This window comes from Nocardia cyriacigeorgica GUH-2 (assembly GCF_000284035.1).
Lineage (GTDB): Bacteria > Actinomycetota > Actinomycetes > Mycobacteriales > Mycobacteriaceae > Nocardia > Nocardia cyriacigeorgica_B.
The window spans coordinates 210,587-230,508 of record NC_016887.1 but is presented as its reverse complement, the minus strand read 5'-3'; the positions used below and the strand labels follow the sequence as shown (position 1 = coordinate 230,508).

Annotated in this window: 19 protein-coding genes and 3 tRNA genes; 8 read left to right on the top strand and 14 right to left on the bottom strand. The window is 67.3% G+C overall.

The annotated features are described in order from the left end of the window. Positions 1-957: 957 nt before the first annotated feature. Both NOCYR_RS01025 and NOCYR_RS01020 read right to left on the bottom strand, forming a co-directional pair. The gene (locus NOCYR_RS01025; protein ID WP_014348497.1) at positions 958-1,428 is read right to left on the bottom strand and encodes a hypothetical protein; all 471 of its coding nucleotides are present in this window, start codon (positions 1,426-1,428) and stop codon (positions 958-960) included. Positions 1,429-1,441: 13 nt separating this feature from the next. Continuing rightward, positions 1,442-2,719, bottom strand: coding sequence for a hypothetical protein (locus NOCYR_RS01020; protein ID WP_148280497.1), 1,278 nt, complete (start codon positions 2,717-2,719; stop codon positions 1,442-1,444). Positions 2,720-2,997: 278 nt separating this feature from the next. On the opposite strand from NOCYR_RS01020, the gene NOCYR_RS01015 reads away from it, so the two are divergent. Both NOCYR_RS01015 and NOCYR_RS01010 read left to right on the top strand, forming a co-directional pair. Next, a complete protein-coding gene (locus NOCYR_RS01015) occupies positions 2,998-3,270 on the top strand; it encodes a hypothetical protein (protein ID WP_048832542.1) in 273 nt (90 codons plus the stop codon). A gap of 81 nt (positions 3,271-3,351) precedes the next feature. Beyond that, positions 3,352-3,813 carry a hypothetical protein gene (locus NOCYR_RS01010; RefSeq protein WP_148280496.1) on the top strand — a complete coding sequence of 154 codons (462 nt, stop codon included), beginning with the start codon at positions 3,352-3,354 and terminating at the stop codon, positions 3,811-3,813. A 151-nt stretch (positions 3,814-3,964) separates the two neighbouring features. Here the strand turns inward: NOCYR_RS01010 and hutH are convergent, their stop codons facing one another. Both hutH and NOCYR_RS01000 read right to left on the bottom strand, forming a co-directional pair. Next, entirely contained in the window at positions 3,965-5,545 is a 1,581-nt protein-coding gene (gene hutH / locus NOCYR_RS01005; RefSeq protein WP_014348494.1) for a histidine ammonia-lyase, read from the bottom strand. A 44-nt stretch (positions 5,546-5,589) separates the two neighbouring features. After that, entirely contained in the window at positions 5,590-6,993 is a 1,404-nt protein-coding gene (locus NOCYR_RS01000; RefSeq protein WP_014348493.1) for an amino acid permease, read from the bottom strand. Positions 6,994-7,284: 291 nt separating this feature from the next. Here NOCYR_RS01000 and NOCYR_RS00995 point away from each other — a divergent pair, with 291 nt between their 5' ends. The 3 genes from NOCYR_RS00995 to hutG are packed head-to-tail and all read left to right on the top strand — an operon-like array spanning position 7,285 to position 10,828. Next, on the top strand, positions 7,285-8,721 hold the full coding sequence (locus tag NOCYR_RS00995; protein ID WP_014348492.1) for a purine-cytosine permease family protein: 1,437 nt from the start codon (positions 7,285-7,287) through the stop codon (positions 8,719-8,721). 9 nt (positions 8,722-8,730) lie between these two features. Then, positions 8,731-9,906, top strand: a complete 1,176-nt coding sequence (gene hutI, locus NOCYR_RS00990; RefSeq protein WP_014348491.1) for an imidazolonepropionase — start codon at positions 8,731-8,733, stop codon at positions 9,904-9,906. A 10-nt stretch (positions 9,907-9,916) separates the two neighbouring features. Beyond that, positions 9,917-10,828 (top strand): formimidoylglutamase, encoded by a 912-nt coding sequence (gene hutG / locus NOCYR_RS00985; RefSeq protein ID WP_014348490.1) that lies wholly within the window; start codon positions 9,917-9,919, stop codon positions 10,826-10,828. A 30-nt stretch (positions 10,829-10,858) separates the two neighbouring features. On the opposite strand, the gene NOCYR_RS00980 is transcribed toward hutG, so the two are convergent. Then, entirely contained in the window at positions 10,859-11,323 is a 465-nt protein-coding gene (locus NOCYR_RS00980; RefSeq protein WP_048832540.1) for a hypothetical protein, read from the bottom strand. 128 nt (positions 11,324-11,451) lie between these two features. Between NOCYR_RS00980 and NOCYR_RS00975 the strand changes: the two genes are divergently transcribed. Next, positions 11,452-12,162: a maleylpyruvate isomerase family mycothiol-dependent enzyme gene (locus NOCYR_RS00975; RefSeq protein WP_014348488.1), complete on the top strand. Its 711-nt coding sequence runs from the start codon at positions 11,452-11,454 to the stop codon at positions 12,160-12,162. 56 nt (positions 12,163-12,218) lie between these two features. On the opposite strand, the gene NOCYR_RS00970 is transcribed toward NOCYR_RS00975, so the two are convergent. The 4 genes from NOCYR_RS00970 to NOCYR_RS00955 form a co-directional block, all read right to left on the bottom strand. Continuing rightward, on the bottom strand, positions 12,219-12,503 hold the full coding sequence (locus NOCYR_RS00970) for a hypothetical protein (RefSeq protein WP_014348487.1): 285 nt from the start codon (positions 12,501-12,503) through the stop codon (positions 12,219-12,221). A 251-nt stretch (positions 12,504-12,754) separates the two neighbouring features. Continuing rightward, a tRNA-Arg gene (locus NOCYR_RS00965) sits at positions 12,755-12,827 on the bottom strand. 36 nt (positions 12,828-12,863) lie between these two features. Then, positions 12,864-12,953, bottom strand: a tRNA-Ser gene (locus NOCYR_RS00960). A gap of 91 nt (positions 12,954-13,044) precedes the next feature. Further along, positions 13,045-13,782 (bottom strand): dienelactone hydrolase family protein, encoded by a 738-nt coding sequence (locus NOCYR_RS00955; protein ID WP_014348486.1) that lies wholly within the window; start codon positions 13,780-13,782, stop codon positions 13,045-13,047. 96 nt (positions 13,783-13,878) lie between these two features. On the opposite strand from NOCYR_RS00955, the gene hisC reads away from it, so the two are divergent. Beyond that, on the top strand, positions 13,879-14,958 hold the full coding sequence (gene hisC, locus NOCYR_RS00950) for a histidinol-phosphate transaminase (RefSeq protein ID WP_014348485.1): 1,080 nt from the start codon (positions 13,879-13,881) through the stop codon (positions 14,956-14,958). Positions 14,959-15,066: 108 nt separating this feature from the next. Here hisC and NOCYR_RS00945 read toward each other — a convergent pair whose 3' ends face one another. The 5 genes from NOCYR_RS00945 to NOCYR_RS00925 form a co-directional block, all read right to left on the bottom strand. After that, positions 15,067-16,128: an alpha/beta hydrolase gene (locus NOCYR_RS00945; RefSeq protein WP_014348484.1), complete on the bottom strand. Its 1,062-nt coding sequence runs from the start codon at positions 16,126-16,128 to the stop codon at positions 15,067-15,069. Positions 16,129-16,220: 92 nt separating this feature from the next. Next, positions 16,221-16,601, bottom strand: a complete 381-nt coding sequence (locus tag NOCYR_RS00940; protein ID WP_148280495.1) for a hypothetical protein — start codon at positions 16,599-16,601, stop codon at positions 16,221-16,223. A gap of 131 nt (positions 16,602-16,732) precedes the next feature. After that, positions 16,733-16,820, bottom strand: a tRNA-Ser gene (locus NOCYR_RS00935). Positions 16,821-16,853: 33 nt separating this feature from the next. Beyond that, positions 16,854-17,264 carry a MarR family winged helix-turn-helix transcriptional regulator gene (locus NOCYR_RS00930; RefSeq protein ID WP_014348482.1) on the bottom strand — a complete coding sequence of 137 codons (411 nt, stop codon included), beginning with the start codon at positions 17,262-17,264 and terminating at the stop codon, positions 16,854-16,856. A gap of 138 nt (positions 17,265-17,402) precedes the next feature. Next, positions 17,403-18,578, bottom strand: a complete 1,176-nt coding sequence (locus tag NOCYR_RS00925; RefSeq protein WP_014348481.1) for a lactate 2-monooxygenase — start codon at positions 18,576-18,578, stop codon at positions 17,403-17,405. 252 nt (positions 18,579-18,830) lie between these two features. Between NOCYR_RS00925 and NOCYR_RS00920 the strand changes: the two genes are divergently transcribed. Beyond that, positions 18,831-19,832 carry an NAD(P)H-quinone oxidoreductase gene (locus NOCYR_RS00920; RefSeq protein ID WP_014348480.1) on the top strand — a complete coding sequence of 334 codons (1,002 nt, stop codon included), beginning with the start codon at positions 18,831-18,833 and terminating at the stop codon, positions 19,830-19,832. Positions 19,833-19,922: the final 90 nt, after the last annotated feature.

Here is a 19,922-nt window from a genome sequence, read left to right as displayed (position 1 = left end):
TCATCATCGCGACACAGACCGTCAGCCTTCAGATCCGTTTGTGATATACGCCATTGCTGCAGCGAACGCGATTGCTCGCCCCGACGCCCAATACGGCGGCTTTTGTAACATTCCAATCCTTTCGTGACGGAATGAGTCCAAAGAAGCAGGCGGGATACCGAGCGCCTTGCCGATCCGCTCAGTGGTCAACTCCTCATATCTCACATCCAATTGAGTGCAGGACAGAATGAGGGCCGAGATCAGGGAGATGCGTTCAACCGCGTCTCGGTACTTCCACTGGCTGTGCTTACGTGTTCCGACGAGGACAACAGCGTCTGGCTCCAGGACTCGGATGTCCTGAGTGATCCTCAAGAACGTGTCCGCCAACCGGTTTGCGCCTGCCAGGCCAGCTGCGGGAACCAGACGACCGGGAGCCCCGGCGGTTGCCCTGAATGCTGCGGTACCCACAGACGCATCCAGTGCCCCGTAGTAGAGAACACCGGCGGAGACCACGACACCCAAAACCTTCACGCTGCACGTCTTTCTAAAGCGGGAACACAGTGAACGGCACATCAAACGAAGCTAAGCTCAAGGGGGAGACAGCGCTTGGCGGTCAACCCGTACAGACTAGACCTTTGCCCCACCCGCGGGACCGCGACTGCGACTAGCGGGGCGGAACTCGCGTGTCCGCCGACCATGTGCACCACGTTCGGCGTGTACGAAGATGGCGTGCAGCCGGAACCCTCGTAGGAATGTGCTGGTGGCGCCGCTTGGCAAGTGAGCGGTCTATCTGTGGCGATCTGGATTCAGGCCAACATTCGATACCCCCGCGGAATCGACCGTGCGGTGTTCGGCGTGAGGCGCTAATTCTGAGTCCTTCTGCGCGAGTGGCCCCAGCCTGAAAGTATGCTCGACGGTTGCCACTGCCATGTGCCACTAGCGACTGCTGCTCCCTGTGGGCGCCAATCCACATATGAATCAGTCCCGTTCGGATCCTTCGGGCCACACGATCTCGACAGGTACACCGGCTTCCCGAGCTAGGTCGACGACGGTTCCAGTGCCGCCGCGTTCGCTGACCTTCCCGTCCCACACCGCGATCAGCTGGTCTGCGCCGATGAGCAGTTGTGCGTTGGCTGCTTCGTATGCCTCGCGGCCGGCGGCGTCGAAGTCCATGACGTGCACGGTGTCGGCTCGCGCCAAGAGACTGTCGAACAGTTCGGCGTGATCCGGTTTGACCTTGCGCTCGCGATAGTTCCGCGAGGGCAGCACTACTTCGAGCCGTCCACCGCAATCAACGATGGCCTGGGCGAAAACCGAATCCGCGCCTCGTGCGATGCAGCTGACGCCGATGAGGTCGTCGTACCCGGACAAGACTTGAACGATTCGGTCGTAGACCAACTTTCCCGTGTCCGGGGTGATGTTCATATGGCCGGTGACAGCGACGCGCAACAGCGCTCCTTCCCTACGTGGCGACCAGGGGACGCAGCCGGTCGCGGAATTCGGCGACGACGCCGACACCCTTGACTCGCTCGGTCCGGGCGAGAACTTTAGTGGCCTTCACTCTGACTCGGTCTGATCGCGTCCGCTCGACGACCGCCAGCGCATCATGGCCGACCCGGCACCCCTCTTCGAGCTCGCCCTGGATCAGCCGAGCCTCGGCAAGGCCAAGCTGATCGAGGGCGGCGCTGCGGAGCCGGTCCGGGCGGCGCAGTTCGACCGCAGTCGTGATCTGCTCGGCCGCCTCGGATGCGAAGCTCGGCGTTCTGCGGGCCAATTCGAGAAGTCGGCCGCCGACCGTTCCGAATAGTTCAGCTCGGTCGAAGTACTCGACCCAAAACGGTTCGACGTCTGGTCGGACATCTGCGTGCCGTTCGACGGCCTTCTCGCACGCTCGACGGAACGCCGACGGGCGACCCAGCTGCGCGTACGCCCACGCCTCCCGCGTGTGGAGCATGGACTCGACGGCAGGGGTGAGTCGGTTCGCGCCTCGTTCGAGGCCGAGCCGGATCAGCTCCAGTGCCTCACCGGCTCCAGTCGTGCCCTCCAGAGATAGCAGTTGGCGGCCCATCCCAGCGAGAGCATTCGCGCAGAAAGCGGGATCATCGGCGCTGCTCGCGGCGCGTGCAGCGAGCACGTAATACTGCTGGGCAGTGCTCTGTTGGCCCGAGTCCCACGACATGGTCGCGGCGGTCTCAGCCAGCTGAGCCATCACCGATCGTAGACGCCGGTCGACTTCTGGTGGCTGGCCTTCGCGGACCAAGTCGGTAACTTCGGACAGCTGTCCGACGACCGCCTTGCGGCGTAGCCCACCGCCGAACTGGTCGTCCCAATCGCGAAAGGCCCGCGCGGCTGCCTCGAGTTCTTCGACCTCTTGCAGTCCGACAGACGCGCTGGTGTGCTCGATGCCACGATGATCGGTGTATAGCCAACGGTCGAGGCTGTCGATCAAGTTCGCGCCTAGTGCCACACCGAGAAGCGTTCGCGCAGCCTGACGTCGGTCCATCGTCAAGTCCTTCAGGGTCAGTTCACCAGCCTGTGTGATGCAGTCGGCAGTCTCGCTTCCAAGCCACGCCACCGCACCGACATTGTGTCCGGGGGCTCGCCCACTCAACGTCAGGAAGGCCGCCCGTTGGGTATCCGTCGCCCGCGCCAGCATCGTGTCCATAATCGCCGCGCACTCGGGCGACAAAGTCAGCCATGCACCACGCGCAGCCCACTTCTTCACGGTGGCGACAGCCACACCCGACCGCTCCGCGAATCGTCTTTGGGAGACATCCAGCGCAAGTCGCAGTGCCGTCGCCTCCGCGCCTGTCCACCTCACCTGCATAACCAATCTCCTACCCCCTCGAGGGAGATCCGTCGCACGCGGATATACCGCAGTAGCCCACGGTATCCCGCAGTCGACTACCAGCGATAGCCCCGAAAGGCGACTGTTGAACCAGCCCCCGGCGCCGGGTGCGTGCCCCTCATTCCTCGGCGCCGGGCGGTTCCCAACAACCAACAACCGCAGGGGGTTCGATGTCGGACTACATCGCCGCATTCGCCGTGGCCGGTTCGGTCGCCGTGCTGCTGCTCGGCCTGATCTACGTGTTGCCCTACACCTTCAGCGAGGATGAACCCCCGATCACCGAGCGAGCACCTCGGATGTCGGTGCGGATGGCACATGGGGTGATGCAGTCGCATCGCAGGTGCAGTATCGAGAGTTGTCCGCATAAGCGGGATGCGTATCGGACGCTGGTTGCGGTGGGGGCGATCACGCCTGATCAGCGGGCCGAGCGGTATGTGCGGTGACCGATCCCGAGGACGAGCTGTGTGGGTGGGTTCACTGGGATGACGGCACCTGGTCGACGCTGGATCCGTATGGGATGCCTAGTGAACGGCGAACGCTCGAGGAGTTGTTGGAGGGGCTGCGCCGAGATGACGAACTTTGATGGCCTGCCGGTTCCGGGTGAGGATAGATGCGACCGGCACATCGATGAGGGGGCGACGAGAGTGGTAGCTGGGATCATCTGGCGGTGGAAGCCGCGCAACGGCACCGGCGTCGTCAAGACCGACGACGGCAGGCTCGCCTGGTTTCACCTGTCGGCGGTACACGGCGAAAGCATCAACACCATCGCCGAGGGGATGCCGGTCGACGTCGATATCGATGACGTTCCCCAGGGGGAGTACGAATTCCGAGCGAAGTCCGTGCGGAGGAGATCCCGCGGTGCGCGTGGCTTCGTTCCCGTGGCCGACCTCGCCCGCACCAGCGCTTGTCTGCCCGAGATCGACTATGCCGAATGGCGCGCCGACATGGACGCGATGGTCGATCAGGAGTTCCCTGACCGTGAGTGAATCCGACCAGAGCATCCTGCTCGACGCCCGTTCCGGTCGACTTCGTCGAAGCACAAAGTTCTGCCGGAAGTCGCTGAGGCCATTTGCGCGATGTCCCTGCCGCTCGTGAACGGCAGGGACATCGAAATCATCCGGCGCTCCGGGACGTAACTCAGTCCAGCGGACCGATCACCGACTCCGCGCCCGCGAGCAGCGCGCCGGAGGCGGCCAGCGCCACGGCCTTTTCGATCTCCGGCGACAAGTGACGGTCGGGGCCGGGTCCCTCGACGTGCTCGCGCAGCACCGCGCGCACGGCGCCCGTGGCGGGCGACGGCTCGAGTGGGGCGCGCAGGTCCAACGCGCGGGCGGCGGTCAGTGCCTCGATGGCCAGCACCCGAGTGAGCCCGTCGAGCGCACGACGCAGCTTGCGCGCCGCCGACCAGCCCATCGACACATGGTCTTCCTGCATCGCCGATGACGGGATCGAGTCGACGCTGGCGGGAGCCGCCAGGCGCTTCAGCTCCGACACGATGGCCGCCTGGGTGTACTGGGCGATCATGTGGCCGCTGTCTACGCCGGGGTCGTCGGCGAGGAAGGGGGGCAGGCCGTGGTTGCGGGCCTTGTCGAGGAAGCGGTCGGTGCGGCGTTCGCTGATGCTGGCTACGTCGGCGACGACGATGGCGAGGAAGTCGAGGACGTAGGCGACGGGGGCGCCGTGGAAATTGCCGTTGGATTCGACTCGGCCATCGAGGGTGACGACCGGGTTGTCGACGGCGCTGGCGAGTTCGCAGGCGGCGACGCGTTCGGCGTGGGCGAGGGTGTCGCGGGCGCCGCCGGCGACCTGGGGGGCGCAGCGCAGGGAGTAGGCATCCTGGACGACGGTGCAGTCGGGGGTGGCGTGGCTGGCGACGATGGGGGAATTCGCCAGCAGGCGGGTCATATTCGCGGCGGCGACGGCCTGGCCGGGCTGCGGGCGCAGGGCTTGCAGATCCGCGGCGAAGACCTTGTCGGTGCCGAGCAGGCCCTCCACGCTCATCGAGGCGGTCACGTCCGCTAGCTGGAGCAGTTTGCGCAGGTCGTGGCAGGCCAGCACCAGCATGCCGAGCATGCCGTCGGTGCCGTTGATCAGCGCGAGGCCCTCTTTCTCCTCGAGTTCGACCGGCTCGATGCCCGCGGCGGCCAGCGCCTGCGCGGCGGGCATGAGCGCACCGTCGGCATCGCGCACGGTGCCCTCGCCGATCGCCGCGAGCGCGACGTGCGACAGCGGCGCCAGGTCACCGGAGCAGCCGAGGCTGCCGAATTCGTGCACCACCGGCGTGATGCCCGCCGACAGCAGATCGGCGTAGACCTGCGCAACCTGCGGACGCACACCCGTGCGACCGGTGGCCAGCGTGGACAGGCGCAGCAGCATCAGCGCGCGCACCACCTCACGCTCCACCTCGGGACCGGAACCGGCGGCATGTGAACGGACCAGGCTGCGCTGCAACTGCTTACGCAGCTCGAGCGGGATATGACGGACCGCGAGAGCACCGAACCCGGTGGACACGCCGTAGACGGGCTTGGGGTCGGCAGCCAGCGCCTCGATCCGCTTGCGGCTTTCGGCGAGGGCGGCCAGCGCGTCCTCCGACAGCCGCACCGGGGCGCCGTGCCTGGCGACCCGCACCACGTCCTCGGCCGCGACAGGACCGACGCCGACGACGACCGCCTCGGCGATATCGCCCGCTGCCCGCTCGGTGCGTCGCAAGGTCTCCATACTCACAATTGTTCTCCGTTCCGAAATAGGTAGTAGGACGAAAATCAGGCGGGCTCGGTCACCGGTTCGGCGACCGGGACGCCTTCCTGCTCGGGCTCCGGGCGTACCCAGCGGCGATACGCGATGAACAGCAGCACCAGCCACACCACGCCGACGACCAGCGCGACCCGGCTGTCGGTGTCGAAGGCGATCACGCCGATGACGAACACCAGGAACCCGATGGTGATCAGCTGCCCGTAGGGCCAGAACGGCACCGGGAACTTCAGCTCCGCGACTTCTTCGGCGCTCATCCGGCGGCGCGAGCGGTAGTGCGAAAGCAGGATCATCAACCAGACGAAAATGGTCGCGAAGGTGGCGATCGAGGCGATGACCAGGAACACCTTGTCCGGGATCAGGTAGTTGAGCAGCACGCCGACCAGCAGCGTGACGGTCATGATGACCACCGTCATCCAGGGCACGCCATTGCGGGAGACCTGCTTCATCACCGCGGGCGCCTGACCGCGCTGGGCCATGCCGAACATCATCCGGCCCGCGCCGAAGATATCGCTGTTGATGGCCGACAGCGCCGCGGTGATCACCACGATATTGAGCACGGTGGCGGCCGGGCCGATGCCGAGGCCCTGGAAGATCTGAACGAACGGGCTGCTTTCACCGCTGATGGTCTGCCACGGGTTGATGGCCATGATGACGGCGAGCGTCAGCACATAGAACAGGATGATCCGGACCGGGACGGTATTGATCGCGCGCGGGATCGTGCGCTCCGGATTCTCGGCTTCACCTGCGGTGATTCCAATGATCTCGGTACCACCGAAGGCGAACATCACGATCGCGAAGCAGGCGACGAAACCACCGAACCCTTCGGGGAAGAACCCGCCTTCGGCCCACAGATGGGACACGCCGGTGCTGGTGTCGTGGACGCCGAAACCGAAGATCAGGATGGCGATGCCGCCGGCGATCATGGCCACGATGGCGACGATCTTGACCAGGCTGAACCAGAATTCGACCTCGCCGAACACCTTGACGTGCAGCAGGTTGATCGCGCCGATGAAGAAGATGATCGATAGCACCCAGATCCAGCGGGGCACGTCGGGGAACCACAAGCCCATGTACACGCCGAACGCGGTGACGTCGGCGAGGCAGACGATGATCATCTCGAAGGTGTAGGTCCAGCCGGTCATGAACCCGGCCAGCGGGCCGAGGTGCTTGCTGGCGTACTCGCCGAACGATCCGGAGACCGGGTTGCTCACCGCCATCTCGCCCAGTGCGCGCAACACGATGTAGATCGCGGCGCCGCCGATGAGGTAGGCCAGCAGCACGGACGGGCCCGCGCGGTGGATCGCTTCGGCCGAACCGTAGAACAGGCCGGTCCCGATGGCCGATCCGAGCGCGATGAAACGTATGTGCCGGGCATTGAGCCCACGGGTCAGCACTTCGGCGGTCTTGTTCAAACCATTCTCCCGAGATCGTTCAGGCGGAAACCGATGCGTTCGGGGCCGAGGTTGTGTGTCCCGTCACATTGGCCCTACATGTATAAACCTGTCTATACAGGAATGTCAACGCCCACATTCCGAACGGCTCGCACCTGCGGCAGCCGCCATGGCCTAACGACCACGTCAGCCGCTTGACAGCCTGTCTATACAGGCATATACATATGCGGCATGGCGTGATCCACCACACAGCGCGGCAACCACCGCGCCGCCGGGTCGCCACTCATGTCGACGCCGCAGAAAGTCAGGCTCATGAACAACGACGGCACCTCCGAGGACATCCTCAGGCTCGAACGCCGCACCATCGACGTCGTTCCGGACAACGAACGGCATGGCACACCGCGCAGCCAGTTCACCCTGTGGTTCGGGGCGAATATGCAGATCACCGCGGTGGTCGACGGTGCGCTCGCGGTCGTCTTCGGCGCCGACGCGCTCTGGGCAATTCTAGGGCTACTCATCGGCAACGTTTTCGGCGGTGCGGTGATGGCCCTGCATTCAGCGCAGGGCCCGCGGATGGGATTGCCGCAGATGATCTCGAGTCGCGCCCAGTTCGGCGTCAAGGGCGCGGTGGTTCCGCTGGTACTCGTGATCCTGATGTATCTGGGGTTCGCCGCCACCGGCACCGTGCTGGCCGGGCAAGCGGTCGACAAGATGCTCGGGATCGACAACCCGACCATCGGAATCCTGATCTTCGGCGCGCTCACCGCGTTCGTGGCCATCACCGGGTATCGGCTGATCCACGTGGTCGGCCGGATCGCGACCGTCATCGGGATCCTCGGATTCACCTATCTGGCGATCCAGTTGTTCGCCGAATACAGCGTCGGCGATTTCGTCGGCATCGTCGGATTCGACGCCGTGACCTTCCTGCTGGCCATCTCCCTCGGCGCGGGCTGGCAGCTGACCTTCGGCCCCTACGTCGCCGACTACTCGCGCTACCTGCCGCGCAGCACCAGCGAACGCACCACCTTCTGGTCCACCTTCCTCGGTAGCGTGATCGGCTCGCAGTGGTCGATGACCTTCGGCGCGCTGGTTGCGGCCGTCGCCGGTGACGCCTTCCTGGGCAACCAGGTCGGGTTCCTCGGTGAGCTCGCCGGGCCCGCCGTCATCGCCTTCTTGATCTATCTGGTGATCGTGGTCGGCAAACTGACGGTCAACGTGCTCAACGCCTACGGCGGGTTCATGTCGGTGCTCACCAGCGTCACGGCGTTCAACGGGCGCTCGCACATCTCCACCGCCGCCCGCAGCCTCTACATCCTCGGGTTCGTCGGGGTGTCGATGCTGATCGCGATCGCCGCCAGCGCAGACTTCCTGGAGAACTTCAAGAACTTCGTCCTTGTGCTGCTCATGGTGTTCACGCCGTGGAGCGCGATCAACCTGATCGACTACTACCTGATCTCCAAAGAACGCATCGACCTGCCCGCGCTCTACGACCCCGCAGGCCGCTACGGCGCATGGAATGTGCCCGCCCTGGTCTGCTACGCGCTCGGCGTGATCGCGCAGATCCCGTTCCTGGCGCAGAAGCTCTACACCGGGCCGGTCACCGAGATGCTCGGCGGCGCCGACATCTCGTGGATCGTCGGCATCGTGTTCACCGGAGCCATCTACTACCCGGTCGCCAAACGCACCAACAACCCACCCGCGCAGATGATCTACCCCTCGCACACCGAGATGGTCGACACTCGGATCTAGGAGTCATGCATGGCAACCACCGCACTGACCGATATCGGCGTCCTCGTCACCAACGATCCCGCCCTCGGCGAGGGCCCGCTCGGCCTGCGCCGTGACGCCGCCGTCGTCTTCGCGGACGGCGCCGTGGCGTGGGTGGGTGATTCGGCCGCAGCGCCTGCTGCCGATACACAGCACTCGCTCGACGGGCGCGCCGTACTGCCCGGATTCGTGGAATCCCATTCCCATCTGGTGTTCGCCGGGGACCGGGCCGAGGAGTTCGCGGCGCGCATGTCGGGGCAGAAGTACGCCGCGGGCGGGATCCGCACCACCATCGCGGCCACCAGGGCCGCTACAGATGAGCAGCTCGGGGCGAATGTGCGCAGGCTGCTCGATGAATCGCTGCGGGCGGGCAGCACGACCGTCGAATGCAAATCCGGTTACGGGCAGACCGTCGCCGACGAACTGCGCAGCGTCCAGGTGGCGGGCCGGCACACCGACGAGGTGACGCTGCTGGCCGCACATGTGCCGCCGCCCGAGTACGCGGGACGCGCCGACGACTACGTGGCGATGGTGGTCGCGGAGATGATCCCGAAGTGCGCGCCGCACGCCAAATGGATCGACGTGTTCTGCGAACAGGGCGCCTTCGACCGCGACCAGGCACACACCGTGCTCACCGCCGGGATCGCGCACGGGCTGATTCCGCGAGTGCACGGCAACCAGCTGCGACAGGGTCCTGGAGTGCAACTCGCAGTGGAACTGGGTGCGGCCTCGGTCGACCATGTAACGCATGTGAACGCCGCCGATATCGACGCCCTCGCCCAGAGCGACACCGTGGCCACGCTGCTGCCGGGCGCGGACTTCTGCACCCGCAGCAGCTATCCCGACGCACGCGCGCTGATCGACGCGGGCGTGACGGTCGCGCTCGGCGCCGACTGCAATCCGGGCACCAGCTACACGACCAGCCTGCCGTTCTGCATCGCCATCGCGGTGCGCGATATGCACATGACACCGGATGAAGCCGTCTGGGCCGCCACCGCCGGCGGCGCCCGCGCCCTGCAGCGCACCGACGTCGGTGCGCTGACCCCCGGCGCCCGCGCCGACGCACTGGCGCTCGACGCCCCATCCCACCTGCACCTGGCCTACCGGCCGGGGGTCCCGTTGATCAGCCGAGTGTGGCGCGAAGGCACGCTCGCCTACTCGAACTGAGGAGCACCCGATGCAACCCCGCTGGACCGGACGCACCGACGGCACCACACCCGAGCATCTGCGCTGGCATCAGGTCGTCGAACCGTATGGGCCGGGTGTCGAACCCGGTGCGTGCGTGTTCGTCGGATTCGCCAGCGATGAGGGCGTGCGGCGCAACAAGGGCCGGGTCGGCGCCGCGGCGGGGCCGGATGCGCTGCGACAGGCGCTGTCGCCGATGGCGCTGGCGGCACCGCATCGAGCCTTCGACGCGGGAACCGTGACCGTTTCCGGCGAGAGGCTCGAGGAGGGTCAACGCGCCCTCGGCGCCGAGGTGAGCGCACTGCTCGACGCCGGCCACTTCCCGATCGTGCTCGGTGGCGGCCACGAGATCGCCTACGGCACCTACCTCGGCGTCGCGGGATCTGCGCGCGGCCGCGCGGCGGGGCGGATCGGAATCCTCAACCTCGACGCCCATTTCGACCTGCGCGCCGATCCGGTTCCCAGCTCCGGCACCCCGTTCCGGCAGATCCTGGAGGCCGACGGCGCGGTGCGCTACGCGGTGCTCGGCATCAGCCAGCCGAGCAATACCGCCGCGCTGTTCGACACCGCGGCGAAGTTCGACGTGCGTTATCTGCTCGACGACGACTGCGATCAGCAGTCGGCGCTGGCCTTCGTCGACGACTTCCTGGCCGAGATCGACCTGCTGTACTTGACCATCGATCTCGATGTGCTGCCCGCGTCGGTCGCGCCGGGCGTCAGTGCGCCTGCCGCCTTCGGCATCCCGCTCCCGACGATTCAGGCCGTCTGCGATCGGGTGACCGCGAGCGGCAAGCTCGCCGTCGCGGATGTGGCGGAGCTCAATCCCGGGCTCGATATCGACAACCGGACCGCGCGGACGGCGGCGCGGCTCATCCACCGGATCGTCACCCGGCATGCGCGGTAACCCGTGTTCCGCTGCGCTGCGCGTGGGGTGTCAGCGGCGGTAACGCACTGACATCGGGCAGCTGGCGGTAAGCCACAGGTTACCTATTCTCCCCTCCTTCAGCGCGACAGTTACGCCATCTTGGTCATCGATCACCCGTAAGACCCGGAATGGGCGGTCCCGTTCGCGATACGTAATCCGATAGCCGTTATCGGTCCACCACGCTTCCACCCGGCTGAACACGTCGGCGTTCCCGGTGAAGGTGGGAGGGTCGACTTCGGGAAACACCAGAATGTAATTGACCTCCACACCAACTACCTTCGGCTCCCCACCGAATACGGGGTCACGAACACTGGTGCTGCGCAGCCCGGGTTTCATCATGACTTCCCGACCGAGTCTGTCGACCACCGCCGCGATATGCTCGTCGGCCCGCTGATAGGCCTCTGCTTCATCGAGTCTGGTTGGAGCTCGCGTGAAGCCGCATGCGGCAGTAGCCAACGTCAACCCGGCGATCACGAGCGATGACGCCGCTCGGAGTCTGATAGCTGTGTGTGAACGGAGGGCATGCATCGACCGATTGTCCGACCGCACAGCGCGGTCAGGGATCCGGGAAATTACTCGAGTTCGGCCGATAATCTCGAACCGTGACCAGCGATACTCCTGAGGCCGCCCTGAAGCTCCTCGATACCGTCACCGAATCGACGCGGCGTCTGCTCGCCACCATCGACACCCTGGACGATGCGGCGTTGAAAGAGCCGTCCCTGCTGCCCGGCTGGACCCGCGGCCACGTCCTCGCGCACCTGTCGCGAAATGCCGACAGCCTGGTCAATCTGCTGCTGTGGGCGCGCACCGGCGTCGAAATCCCGCAGTACGCAAGCGCTTTCCTACGGGAATCCGATATCGAGGAAGGCGCTCCGCGTCCGCTCGCCGAACAGCGGACCGATTTCGTGGAGTCGGCGCAGCGGTTCGCCGGCCTGGCCGCCACCCTCAGCCCCGAACAGTGGCAGGCCGAGGTGCGTACTCGTCAGGGCCGGCCGATCCCCGCCACCGAGGTGGTCTGGATGCGCTGGCAGGAGGTCGAGATCCACCACGTCGATCTCGCCGCCGGCTACACCCACACCGACTGGCCCGCCGATTTCGTCGGCCGACTGCTCCCCGAGGCCGCCGCGAGCCTGAGCAAGTCCGCCACCGAGCCGTTCGAGATCATCACCCCCGATTTCACCGCCACCATCGGCGACGGCACCGCCACCCACACCATCACCGCCCCCGCCGCCGACACCCTCGTCTGGCTGCTCGGCCGCACCACCCCCGATTCACTCCCCCAGCCGCTGCCGCCGGTTCCCGACTGGAAGTAGAGCGAGTGGTACCCGGCTGCGGAAACAGTTCGCGGCCGGGCACCACTCGCGGGTCGTCAGGCGGCCTTACCGGACCAGCCGTGGTGGGTGAGGCGGCTGTGCGGGGCGACAGTCGCGACGGGGGCACCGGTGCAGTTGTCGGAGGCGAACAGCAGGAAGTTGCGGTCGCTGCGGTTCTCGACCTCGATCTCGCGCGGGAACCCACTGGCCCAGCACTGGTCGAGGTTGCTCAGCTCCATGGTGCCGTCGATGATCACGACTTGCCTGCCGTCACCGCCACCCCCGAACGATCCGGTCGGAAACGCCGAGGCGGACGGCGCCACCACGGACACCGCGGCCACGGTGAGAGCACCTATGCACGAAAGCATTCCAAGTTTCACGACGGCGATGCTACGGGTGTGCTGGCGGCATTCCCCATGACTGGCGAGCCTGCGGAGGCGTTTGCCGGCCAGAACCGGTGGGATGTGTCGAACGGCACACGACGGAGGCAACAGCGCGCCCATCGGCGGTATATCGCTCGGCGAATGTATGCCCGAAGTAATCCCCGCGACGAGAAAGAAGGCCCCTCCCGAGCGGGAGGGGCCTTCTGAAGTGCGCCCGAAGGGATTCGAACCCCTAACCTTCTGATCCGTAGTCAGATGCTCTATCCGTTGAGCTACGGGCGCATGCGGTGTTCAGTTGTGGACCCGGTTTCCCGGGCTTGGCGGAGGCGAGAGGATTTGAACCTCCGGTCCCCGTGAAGGGACAACTCATTAGCAGTGAGTCCCATTCGGCCGCTCTGGCACGCCTCCTGGAGCCTTCTCTTCGAGGGCACCGGTCCTTTCGAACCGCCGAGCAGCAAGGTTACAGTAGCCGATCCACAGAGTGCAAAACGGCTGGTAGTTAGCGTAAATTGCTGTCGAACCAGTCGAAGATCCTGGTTTGCGCGTCGATGAGGTCGTCGCGCTCCTCCTCGTCGTCGCCGGGTTTGTCGGCGCGGTGCAGCAGACCCGGATAACTGATCACCAGACTCGCCACTTCGGCGCGGGCGGCGGCGTCGCGCAACTGCTCGACTTCCTCGGACGGGGTGTTCGGGTCGGTCTCGCCGAACAGGCCGAGCCACGGGGCCTGCAACCGCGGGGCGGCCTCGACAAGGGCCTCGGCTTTGTCGGTGAGGGGGCTCACGATGCCACGGGCGGCGACGCTGACGGCGGCGCCGATGGGGCGGTTGGTGGCGACGAGGCAGGCGGCGGTGCCCGCGGTATCGAAGCCGAGCGCGCCGATGCAGTCCGGGAACACTCCACGCCGGGTGAGCCAGTCGAAGCAGGCGTCGAAATCCTCGAACAGTTCGTCGCCGAACACCCCGGTCGACGGCGTATCGGTGGCGCGATGGAACAGGTTGGGCGCGACGACCGTCCAGCCCTCGGTGGCCAACGCCTGCATGAGCTCCAGCAACGGCCCGGTGAACTCACTGGACTCGTGCAGCAACACGATGCCGCCACGGGCATTGCCCTCGGGTTCGACCACGGTGATGGGCACCTGCTGGTGCGCGGCCGGGCGCCGGTCCGGCTCGGATTCACCTTCGGTTGCCATGTCGTCCCCGACGCGCAGCGGCGCTAGATCGTCATAAGTGCCCGACATGAATCCAGCGTAGGGCCGATTTCTGATCTTGGGGAGAAATTGCACGTGAGAGGCCCTCCCGCACGGAAATTCCGGGGGCGGGCATATGGTTGGGGGGTGACCGCGCAGATTCGGCCGGACCTCGATTCCATTCCGGCGTACGTCCCCGGCCGCAACCATCCCGGTGCGGTCAAGCTCGCCAGCAACGAGACCACCTTCGGTCCGCTGCCAACCGCCCTCAAGGCCATCACCGAGGCGGCCGAGCTGTCGAGCCGCTACCCGGACAATCAGGTCACCGAGCTGCGGGCGGCGCTGGCGGAGTTCCTCGGCGTCTCCCCGGCGAACGTCGCGGTGGGCTGCGGCAGCGTCGCGCTGTGCCAGGAACTGGTGCAGATCACCTGCTCCTCCCCCGACGACGAGGTGCTGTTCGCGTGGCGCTCGTTCGAGGCGTACCCGATCGTCACCCAGGTGGGCAATGCCAAGGCCGTGCCGGTGCCGCTGGACGCGGAGCTGGTGCACGATCTGGACGCGATCGCCGCCGCGGTCACCGAACGCACCAAGATGATCTTCATCTGCAACCCGAACAACCCGACCGGCACCGCGGTCGGCCAGGCGGCGCTGACCCGGTTCCTCGACACCGTCCCGGACACCGTGCTGGTGGTGCTGGACGAGGCCTACTACGAATACATGCGGCTGACCCCGCAGGACCGCCCCGACGGCGTCGAGCTCGGCCGCACCCGGCCCAATGTGGTTGTGCTGCGAACCTTCTCGAAGGCCTACGGGCTGGCCGGGCTGCGCGCGGGGTACGCGGTGGGCGCGCCCGAGGTGATCACCGCGCTGCTGAAGGTGCACATCCCGTTCAGCGTCAACCGAATCGTGCAGGCCGCCGCGATCGCCTCGCTGGAGGCGCGGCACGAGCTGCTCGATCGCACCGAGCCGCTGATCGCCGAACGGAATCGGGTGCGCGAGGCGCTGCTCGCCGCGGGCTACCGGGTGCCGCCGAGCGAGGCGAACTTCGTCTGGCTCGCACTGGGCGAGCACAGCGTGCCCTTCGCCGAGGCGAGCGCGGAGGCCGGAGTGCTGGTGCGGCCGTTCGCCGGCGACGGAGTGCGCGTCACCACCGGCGATCCGCACGAGAACGACCTGTTCCTGAGCTTCGCCACCGATCCGGCGGTCGCTGCCCGGTTCGCCGGCTGAGCGTCGGCGTCTCTGCCGATCGTCACGCGACGCGCGGCATGCCGACATCCGCTCGATCCGCAGGCCACGCCGATCTACCCGCTGATCCGGCGGCGAGCGCGCGAAACCTCACTCCACGCCGAGCCCGCGCGCGATCGTCGGCCAGGAGCTGTGTAGCTCGTCGGCCCAGTACGGCCAGGAATGCGTGCCGGTCGACCGCAGATGCGCGGTATGCGCGATGCCGAGCGCGTCGAGCCGGTCGATGAGGCGACGGGTGCAGGTGTTGGTGCCGGCTTCCAGCGGGCTGCCGAAACCGATCGCGGTGAGCAGCTCCGGGTTGCCCGGGACCTCGTACTTGCCCGGGACACCGCTGCCGGAGGACAGGTAGATGGCCTTGCCGCGCAACGCTTCCGCGTGCCGGGTGACGTCGTGGGCGAGCCAGGCCGGGTCTTCGGGTTCGCCGAACATATTGTCCGGATCGCCCTTGTAGGTGGCGATCACGGCACGCACCTGCGCCTGACCGAGATCGGATCCGCTGGTGTAGCAACCGCTGTGCGCGGCGACCGCGGAGTAGAGCCGCGGTTCGCGCACCGCGAGCATCATCGCGCCCTCGGCACCCATCGACACACCCATCAGGGCATTGCGGCCGTTGCCGTCGAACCGGGCGTCGATGAGCGGGGGCAGTTCCTTGGTCAGGAAGGTTTCCCACATATTGGTGCCGAGCACCGGATCGGGCCGCTGCCAGTCGGTGTAGTAGCTGGCGGGGCCGCCGACGGTGAACACCACATTGACGTTCTTGTCCTCGTAGAACGGCACCGCGCCGCCGCGTTCGATCCAGTTGTTGCTGTCCTCGACCGCGCTGCGGCCGTCGAGCATGTAGACGGTGGGACGGGGTGCGCTGCGGTCGCGCGGCAACAGCACCTGTACTTCGACGGTGCGGCTCATCGCGGGCGAATCGACGTAGACGCGCAGCCTGCGGTCGGTGATCTCGCTGACGCCACTGATCCTGGGGCGCGCGGGCATCGGTCTGGTCTGCTCGGCCATCCCCGGCCCGTCGGAGGATCCGGTGCCCTGTTCCTCGGGGGGCGCGGCCGTCGTCAGGGGGGCGCCGGTGGCCGCCGCACCGATCAGCAGTGCGGCGCTCACCAGCGCGCCGGACAGCCGGCGCCGCGGTCCACGCCGTGACAGCATGTGGCCATACTGCCAGAAGCGCCCGAGCGGTCGCGGCGGCGAAAATCGCACGGGGCGCGAATCCGCCCGGCTACCAGCACCGATGGCCGGGATCAGGGCTCGTAGACGCCGTAGGCGCGGTTGGCGATGCACATCGGCACCACGTGCTGATCGCGGCGCCACTCGAATCGGGCAGCGGCCTCGACGGTTTCGCGTTCCACCAGGCAGACGGTGGTGGTGCCGGGCAGGGTGATGTTGGCCAGCGGCGAAACCGCCAGCGGGATCCCGATATAGACCTTGTTGTTCATGCACACCGGCACCACGGGCACGCCGCGCAGGCCGCTGTGCCGGTCGGCGATACCCTGCGCGTGCGGCACGCCCGAACAGTCCAGCGGGTTGGCGTCGCTGGCCTGGGCCGGCGCCGCGAGGGTGAGACCGGCCGCGGTACCCACGGCCAGCAAGCTCAGGGATCTAGCGATGGTGGTCCACGTCATAGCCGCATTGAAACACTCGCGGTGCACGACACACTCGATAATCGCGGCGTGTTGCCGGGCTGGGACGTGATCGGTATCGGGCGATTCCGCCCGCCGGGGCCGGTCGCGATCCGGCCGCCGGCGCGGGCTGATGGCGGAGACGGAGGGATTTGAACCCCCGGTCGCTCTCACGACGCTCGCTTTCAAGGCGAGTGCATTCGGCCGCTCTGCCACGTCTCCAGAGCCACGATCGTAACCGATCGCGCGGGTGGGTCAGCGGCCGTCCGAGAGGGCTTCGACGTCGATGCGGCCGAAGACATCGGCGATGACGTCGAGCTGCTCGGGGGTGAGCAGGTCGATGAACCCCTTGCGCACCGCCTCGACATGACCGGGCGCGGCCTCCGAGAGCCGGTGCAGGCCGGCGTCGGTGAGTTCGGCGAGCACGCCGCGGCCGTCCTCGACACAGGTATTGCGGCGCACCAGGCCCTGCGCCTCCATCCGGCGGATCTGGTGGGTGAGGCGGCTGCGCGAGGAGAGCACGCCGTCGGCCAGCTCGCTCATCCGCAAGGCCCGGCCGGGCGCCTCCGACAGCAGCACCAGGATCCGGTATTCGGCCAGGCTCAGGTCGTTGTCGCGTTGCAGCTGCCGGTTCAACGTGGTCATCAAACGGAGGTGGCCGTCCATGAAGGCCCGCCACGCGTTCTGCTGAGCCGGGGTCAGCCACTCCGGCTCAGCGGAAACGCGACCGCTTGGTTTGGTAGACACGTCGGTATTCTATGCCGCCCGACCAGCGAAGTTACCGGCCGGTTACCCTTTCGGCGTTCAGCGCGGCGTCACCAGCAGATCGCGCGAGAGATCGCCGACCTTCGCGTGACCGGACAGGCCCATCGCCGAATCGAAGTCGGCCAGCAGCAGCCGCAGCGCATGACGCACGCCGTCGTGACCGGCGATGCCGAGCCCATAGGCCCACGGCCGCCCGTAGAACACCGCCTTGGCGCCCAGCGCCAGCGCGATGAGCATGTCCGAGCCGGTGCGGATTCCGGAGTCGAAAAGCACGTCGGCGCGATCGCCGACGCCCGCGACCACGGCGGGCAGCGCGTCCAGCGCCGCGATGGCGCCGTCGACCTGACGGCCGCCGTGGTTGCTCACCACCACCGCGTCGGCGCCGGCGTCGACCACCTGCCTGGCGTCGTCGGGATGCAGGATGCCCTTGACCGCGATCGGCAGGTCGGTCCATTCGCGCAGGTGCGCGATATCGGCGGGGCGCAGCGTGTGGTTGCCGAACAGCCCGGCCCAGGTGAGGATCGCGGTGCGCATGGCGTCCTCGCTGTCCTCCGGCGCGGCGGGCAGCTTGGCGCGGAACACCGGATCGGACAGGTAGTTCGCGATGCCCTTGCCCTGCAAGAACGGCAGATGGGCCAGCTCCAGATCGCGCGGGCGCCAGCCGAGCGAGGGCGTGTCGACGGTGACGACGATGGCCTTGGCGCCGGCCTGCTCGGCCCGCTGGACGAACGAGCGCGCGAGGTCGTTGTCAGCGGGCCAGTACAGCTGATACCACCATTCGCCGGAGACCGCGCCGACCTCCTCGATGGTCGACGACGCCGCCGTGGACAGCACCATGCCGACGCCGAGCTCCTTGGTGACCTCACCGACCACCGTCTCGCCGCGCTCCTGCAGCAGCTCCAGCACCCCGACCGGCGCGGTGAGCACCGGCGCGGACAGTTTGGTACCCAGCACCTCGACCGACAGATCGCGGGTGCCGTGCCCGGTGGTGCCCCGCAACATGCGCGGCACGATCCGGTAGCGGTCGAAGGCCGCGCGGTTGGCCTGCGCTGTGCGCTCCCCCGACGCGCTCCCTGCGACGTAGGCAAACGCCTCCGCGCCGAGCAACTCCCGGGCCCGCTCCTCGAGCCCGTCGGCCGTCATCGGCAGTTCCGGAACCTCGCCGCCCAGCCCACGGAAGTAGATCTCATTCTGAAAGTCGATGAAGCTGCTCACGTTCGAAGACGCTAGCGCCTACCCTCCGTGACCGCGCCCACACCCGGCGAATCCGCAGCGGCGGCCGGACTCTCGTGGCGGCGCGTCACCGCCGATCACTCGCCCGTAACCCCCGCCCAGCGCGCTCTCCCGGGGCGATCCCGGACCGAGAGTCACATCACCGTGGGTGCTACTCGCGCGATGCCTCGGCCATGTAGCGCTCGGCGAGCTCCGCGATGGCCGGGCGACGGGGCGGTCCGGCAGTATGGGCGGGTGCGCGCGATCACCTTGAACGGATTCGGTGGGCCGGAGGTCATGGAGTGGGCCGAGGCGCCCGAACCGGAGGCCGGGCCCGGCGAAGTGCTGATCGACGTCGCCGCGGCCGGGGTGAACCGGGCCGACATCATGCAGCGTAAAGGCCACTATCCGCCGCCGCCGGGCGCGAGCGAGATCCCCGGGTTGGAGTGTTCGGGGACGATCGCGGCGCTCGGCGAGGGAGTCCGCGACTGGTCGGTGGGTGACCGGGTGTGCGCGCTGCTGTCCGGCGGTGGTTACGCCGAGCGGGCCGTCGCACCGGCGGGACAGCTGCTGCCCATCCCGGACGAACTCGATCTGGGTGCGGCGGCCGGGTTGCCCGAGGTGGCGGCCACGGTGTGGTCGAACCTGGTGATGACCGCGGGCCTGCGCGCCGGGCAGCTGGTGCTGATCCACGGCGGCGGCAGCGGTATCGGCACGCATGCGATCCAGGTGGCCAAGCGGCTCGGTGCGCGCGTCGCGGTGACGGCGGGTTCGGCACACAAGCTGGAACAGTGCGCCGAGCTGGGCGCGGACATCCTGATCAACTACCGGGAACAGGATTTCGTCGAGATCATCCGCGACGAGCAGGGCGCGGCCGGGCCGGGCGCCGACATCATTCTCGACAATATGGGCGCCGCCTACCTGGCCCGCAATGTGGACGCGCTGGCCACCTACGGGCAGCTGGTCGTCATCGGATTGCAGGGCGGGGTGAAGGGCGAACTGAACCTCGCCACGCTGCTCGGCAAGCGCGCGGCGGTGCGCGCCACCAATCTGCGCGGACGTCCGGCGACGGGGCCGGGCAGCAAGGCCGAGATCATCGCCGAGGTCCGCAAGCACGTGTGGCCGCTGGTCGCGGAGGGTGCCGTGGTTCCGGTGATCGCGGCCGAACTGCCGATCAGCGAGGTGGGGCAGGCGCACGAGTTGCTGGATTCGCCCGACACCGTAGGCAAGGTCGTTGTGCAGATCGGCGAGTACTGAGGCCGCACGGAGCTTTTCGACCGGGCGGCACCGGGGGTTTCGGCCGCAAAGTTCACGAGCCACGCGCTGCCGCGACGGACCGGGGTGATC

What these genes read in the sequence shown, in the direction of transcription:
- hutH (WP_014348494.1), bottom strand. Translation starts at nt 5,545, where the DNA reads ATGGAGACCTTGCGACGCACCGAGCGGGCAGCGGGCGATATCGCCGAG.
- NOCYR_RS01015 (WP_048832542.1), top strand. Translation starts at nt 2,998, where the DNA reads ATGTCGGACTACATCGCCGCATTCGCCGTGGCCGGTTCGGTCGCCGTG.
- hutI (WP_014348491.1), top strand. Translation starts at nt 8,731, where the DNA reads ATGGCAACCACCGCACTGACCGATATCGGCGTCCTCGTCACCAACGAT.
- NOCYR_RS00955 (WP_014348486.1), bottom strand. Translation starts at nt 13,782, where the DNA reads ATGTCGGGCACTTATGACGATCTAGCGCCGCTGCGCGTCGGGGACGAC.
- NOCYR_RS00940 (WP_148280495.1), bottom strand. Translation starts at nt 16,601, where the DNA reads ATGACGTGGACCACCATCGCTAGATCCCTGAGCTTGCTGGCCGTGGGT.
- NOCYR_RS00995 (WP_014348492.1), top strand. Translation starts at nt 7,285, where the DNA reads ATGAACAACGACGGCACCTCCGAGGACATCCTCAGGCTCGAACGCCGC.
- hutG (WP_014348490.1), top strand. Translation starts at nt 9,917, where the DNA reads ATGCAACCCCGCTGGACCGGACGCACCGACGGCACCACACCCGAGCAT.
- NOCYR_RS00945 (WP_014348484.1), bottom strand. Translation starts at nt 16,128, where the DNA reads ATGCTGTCACGGCGTGGACCGCGGCGCCGGCTGTCCGGCGCGCTGGTG.
- NOCYR_RS00930 (WP_014348482.1), bottom strand. Translation starts at nt 17,264, where the DNA reads ATGGACGGCCACCTCCGTTTGATGACCACGTTGAACCGGCAGCTGCAA.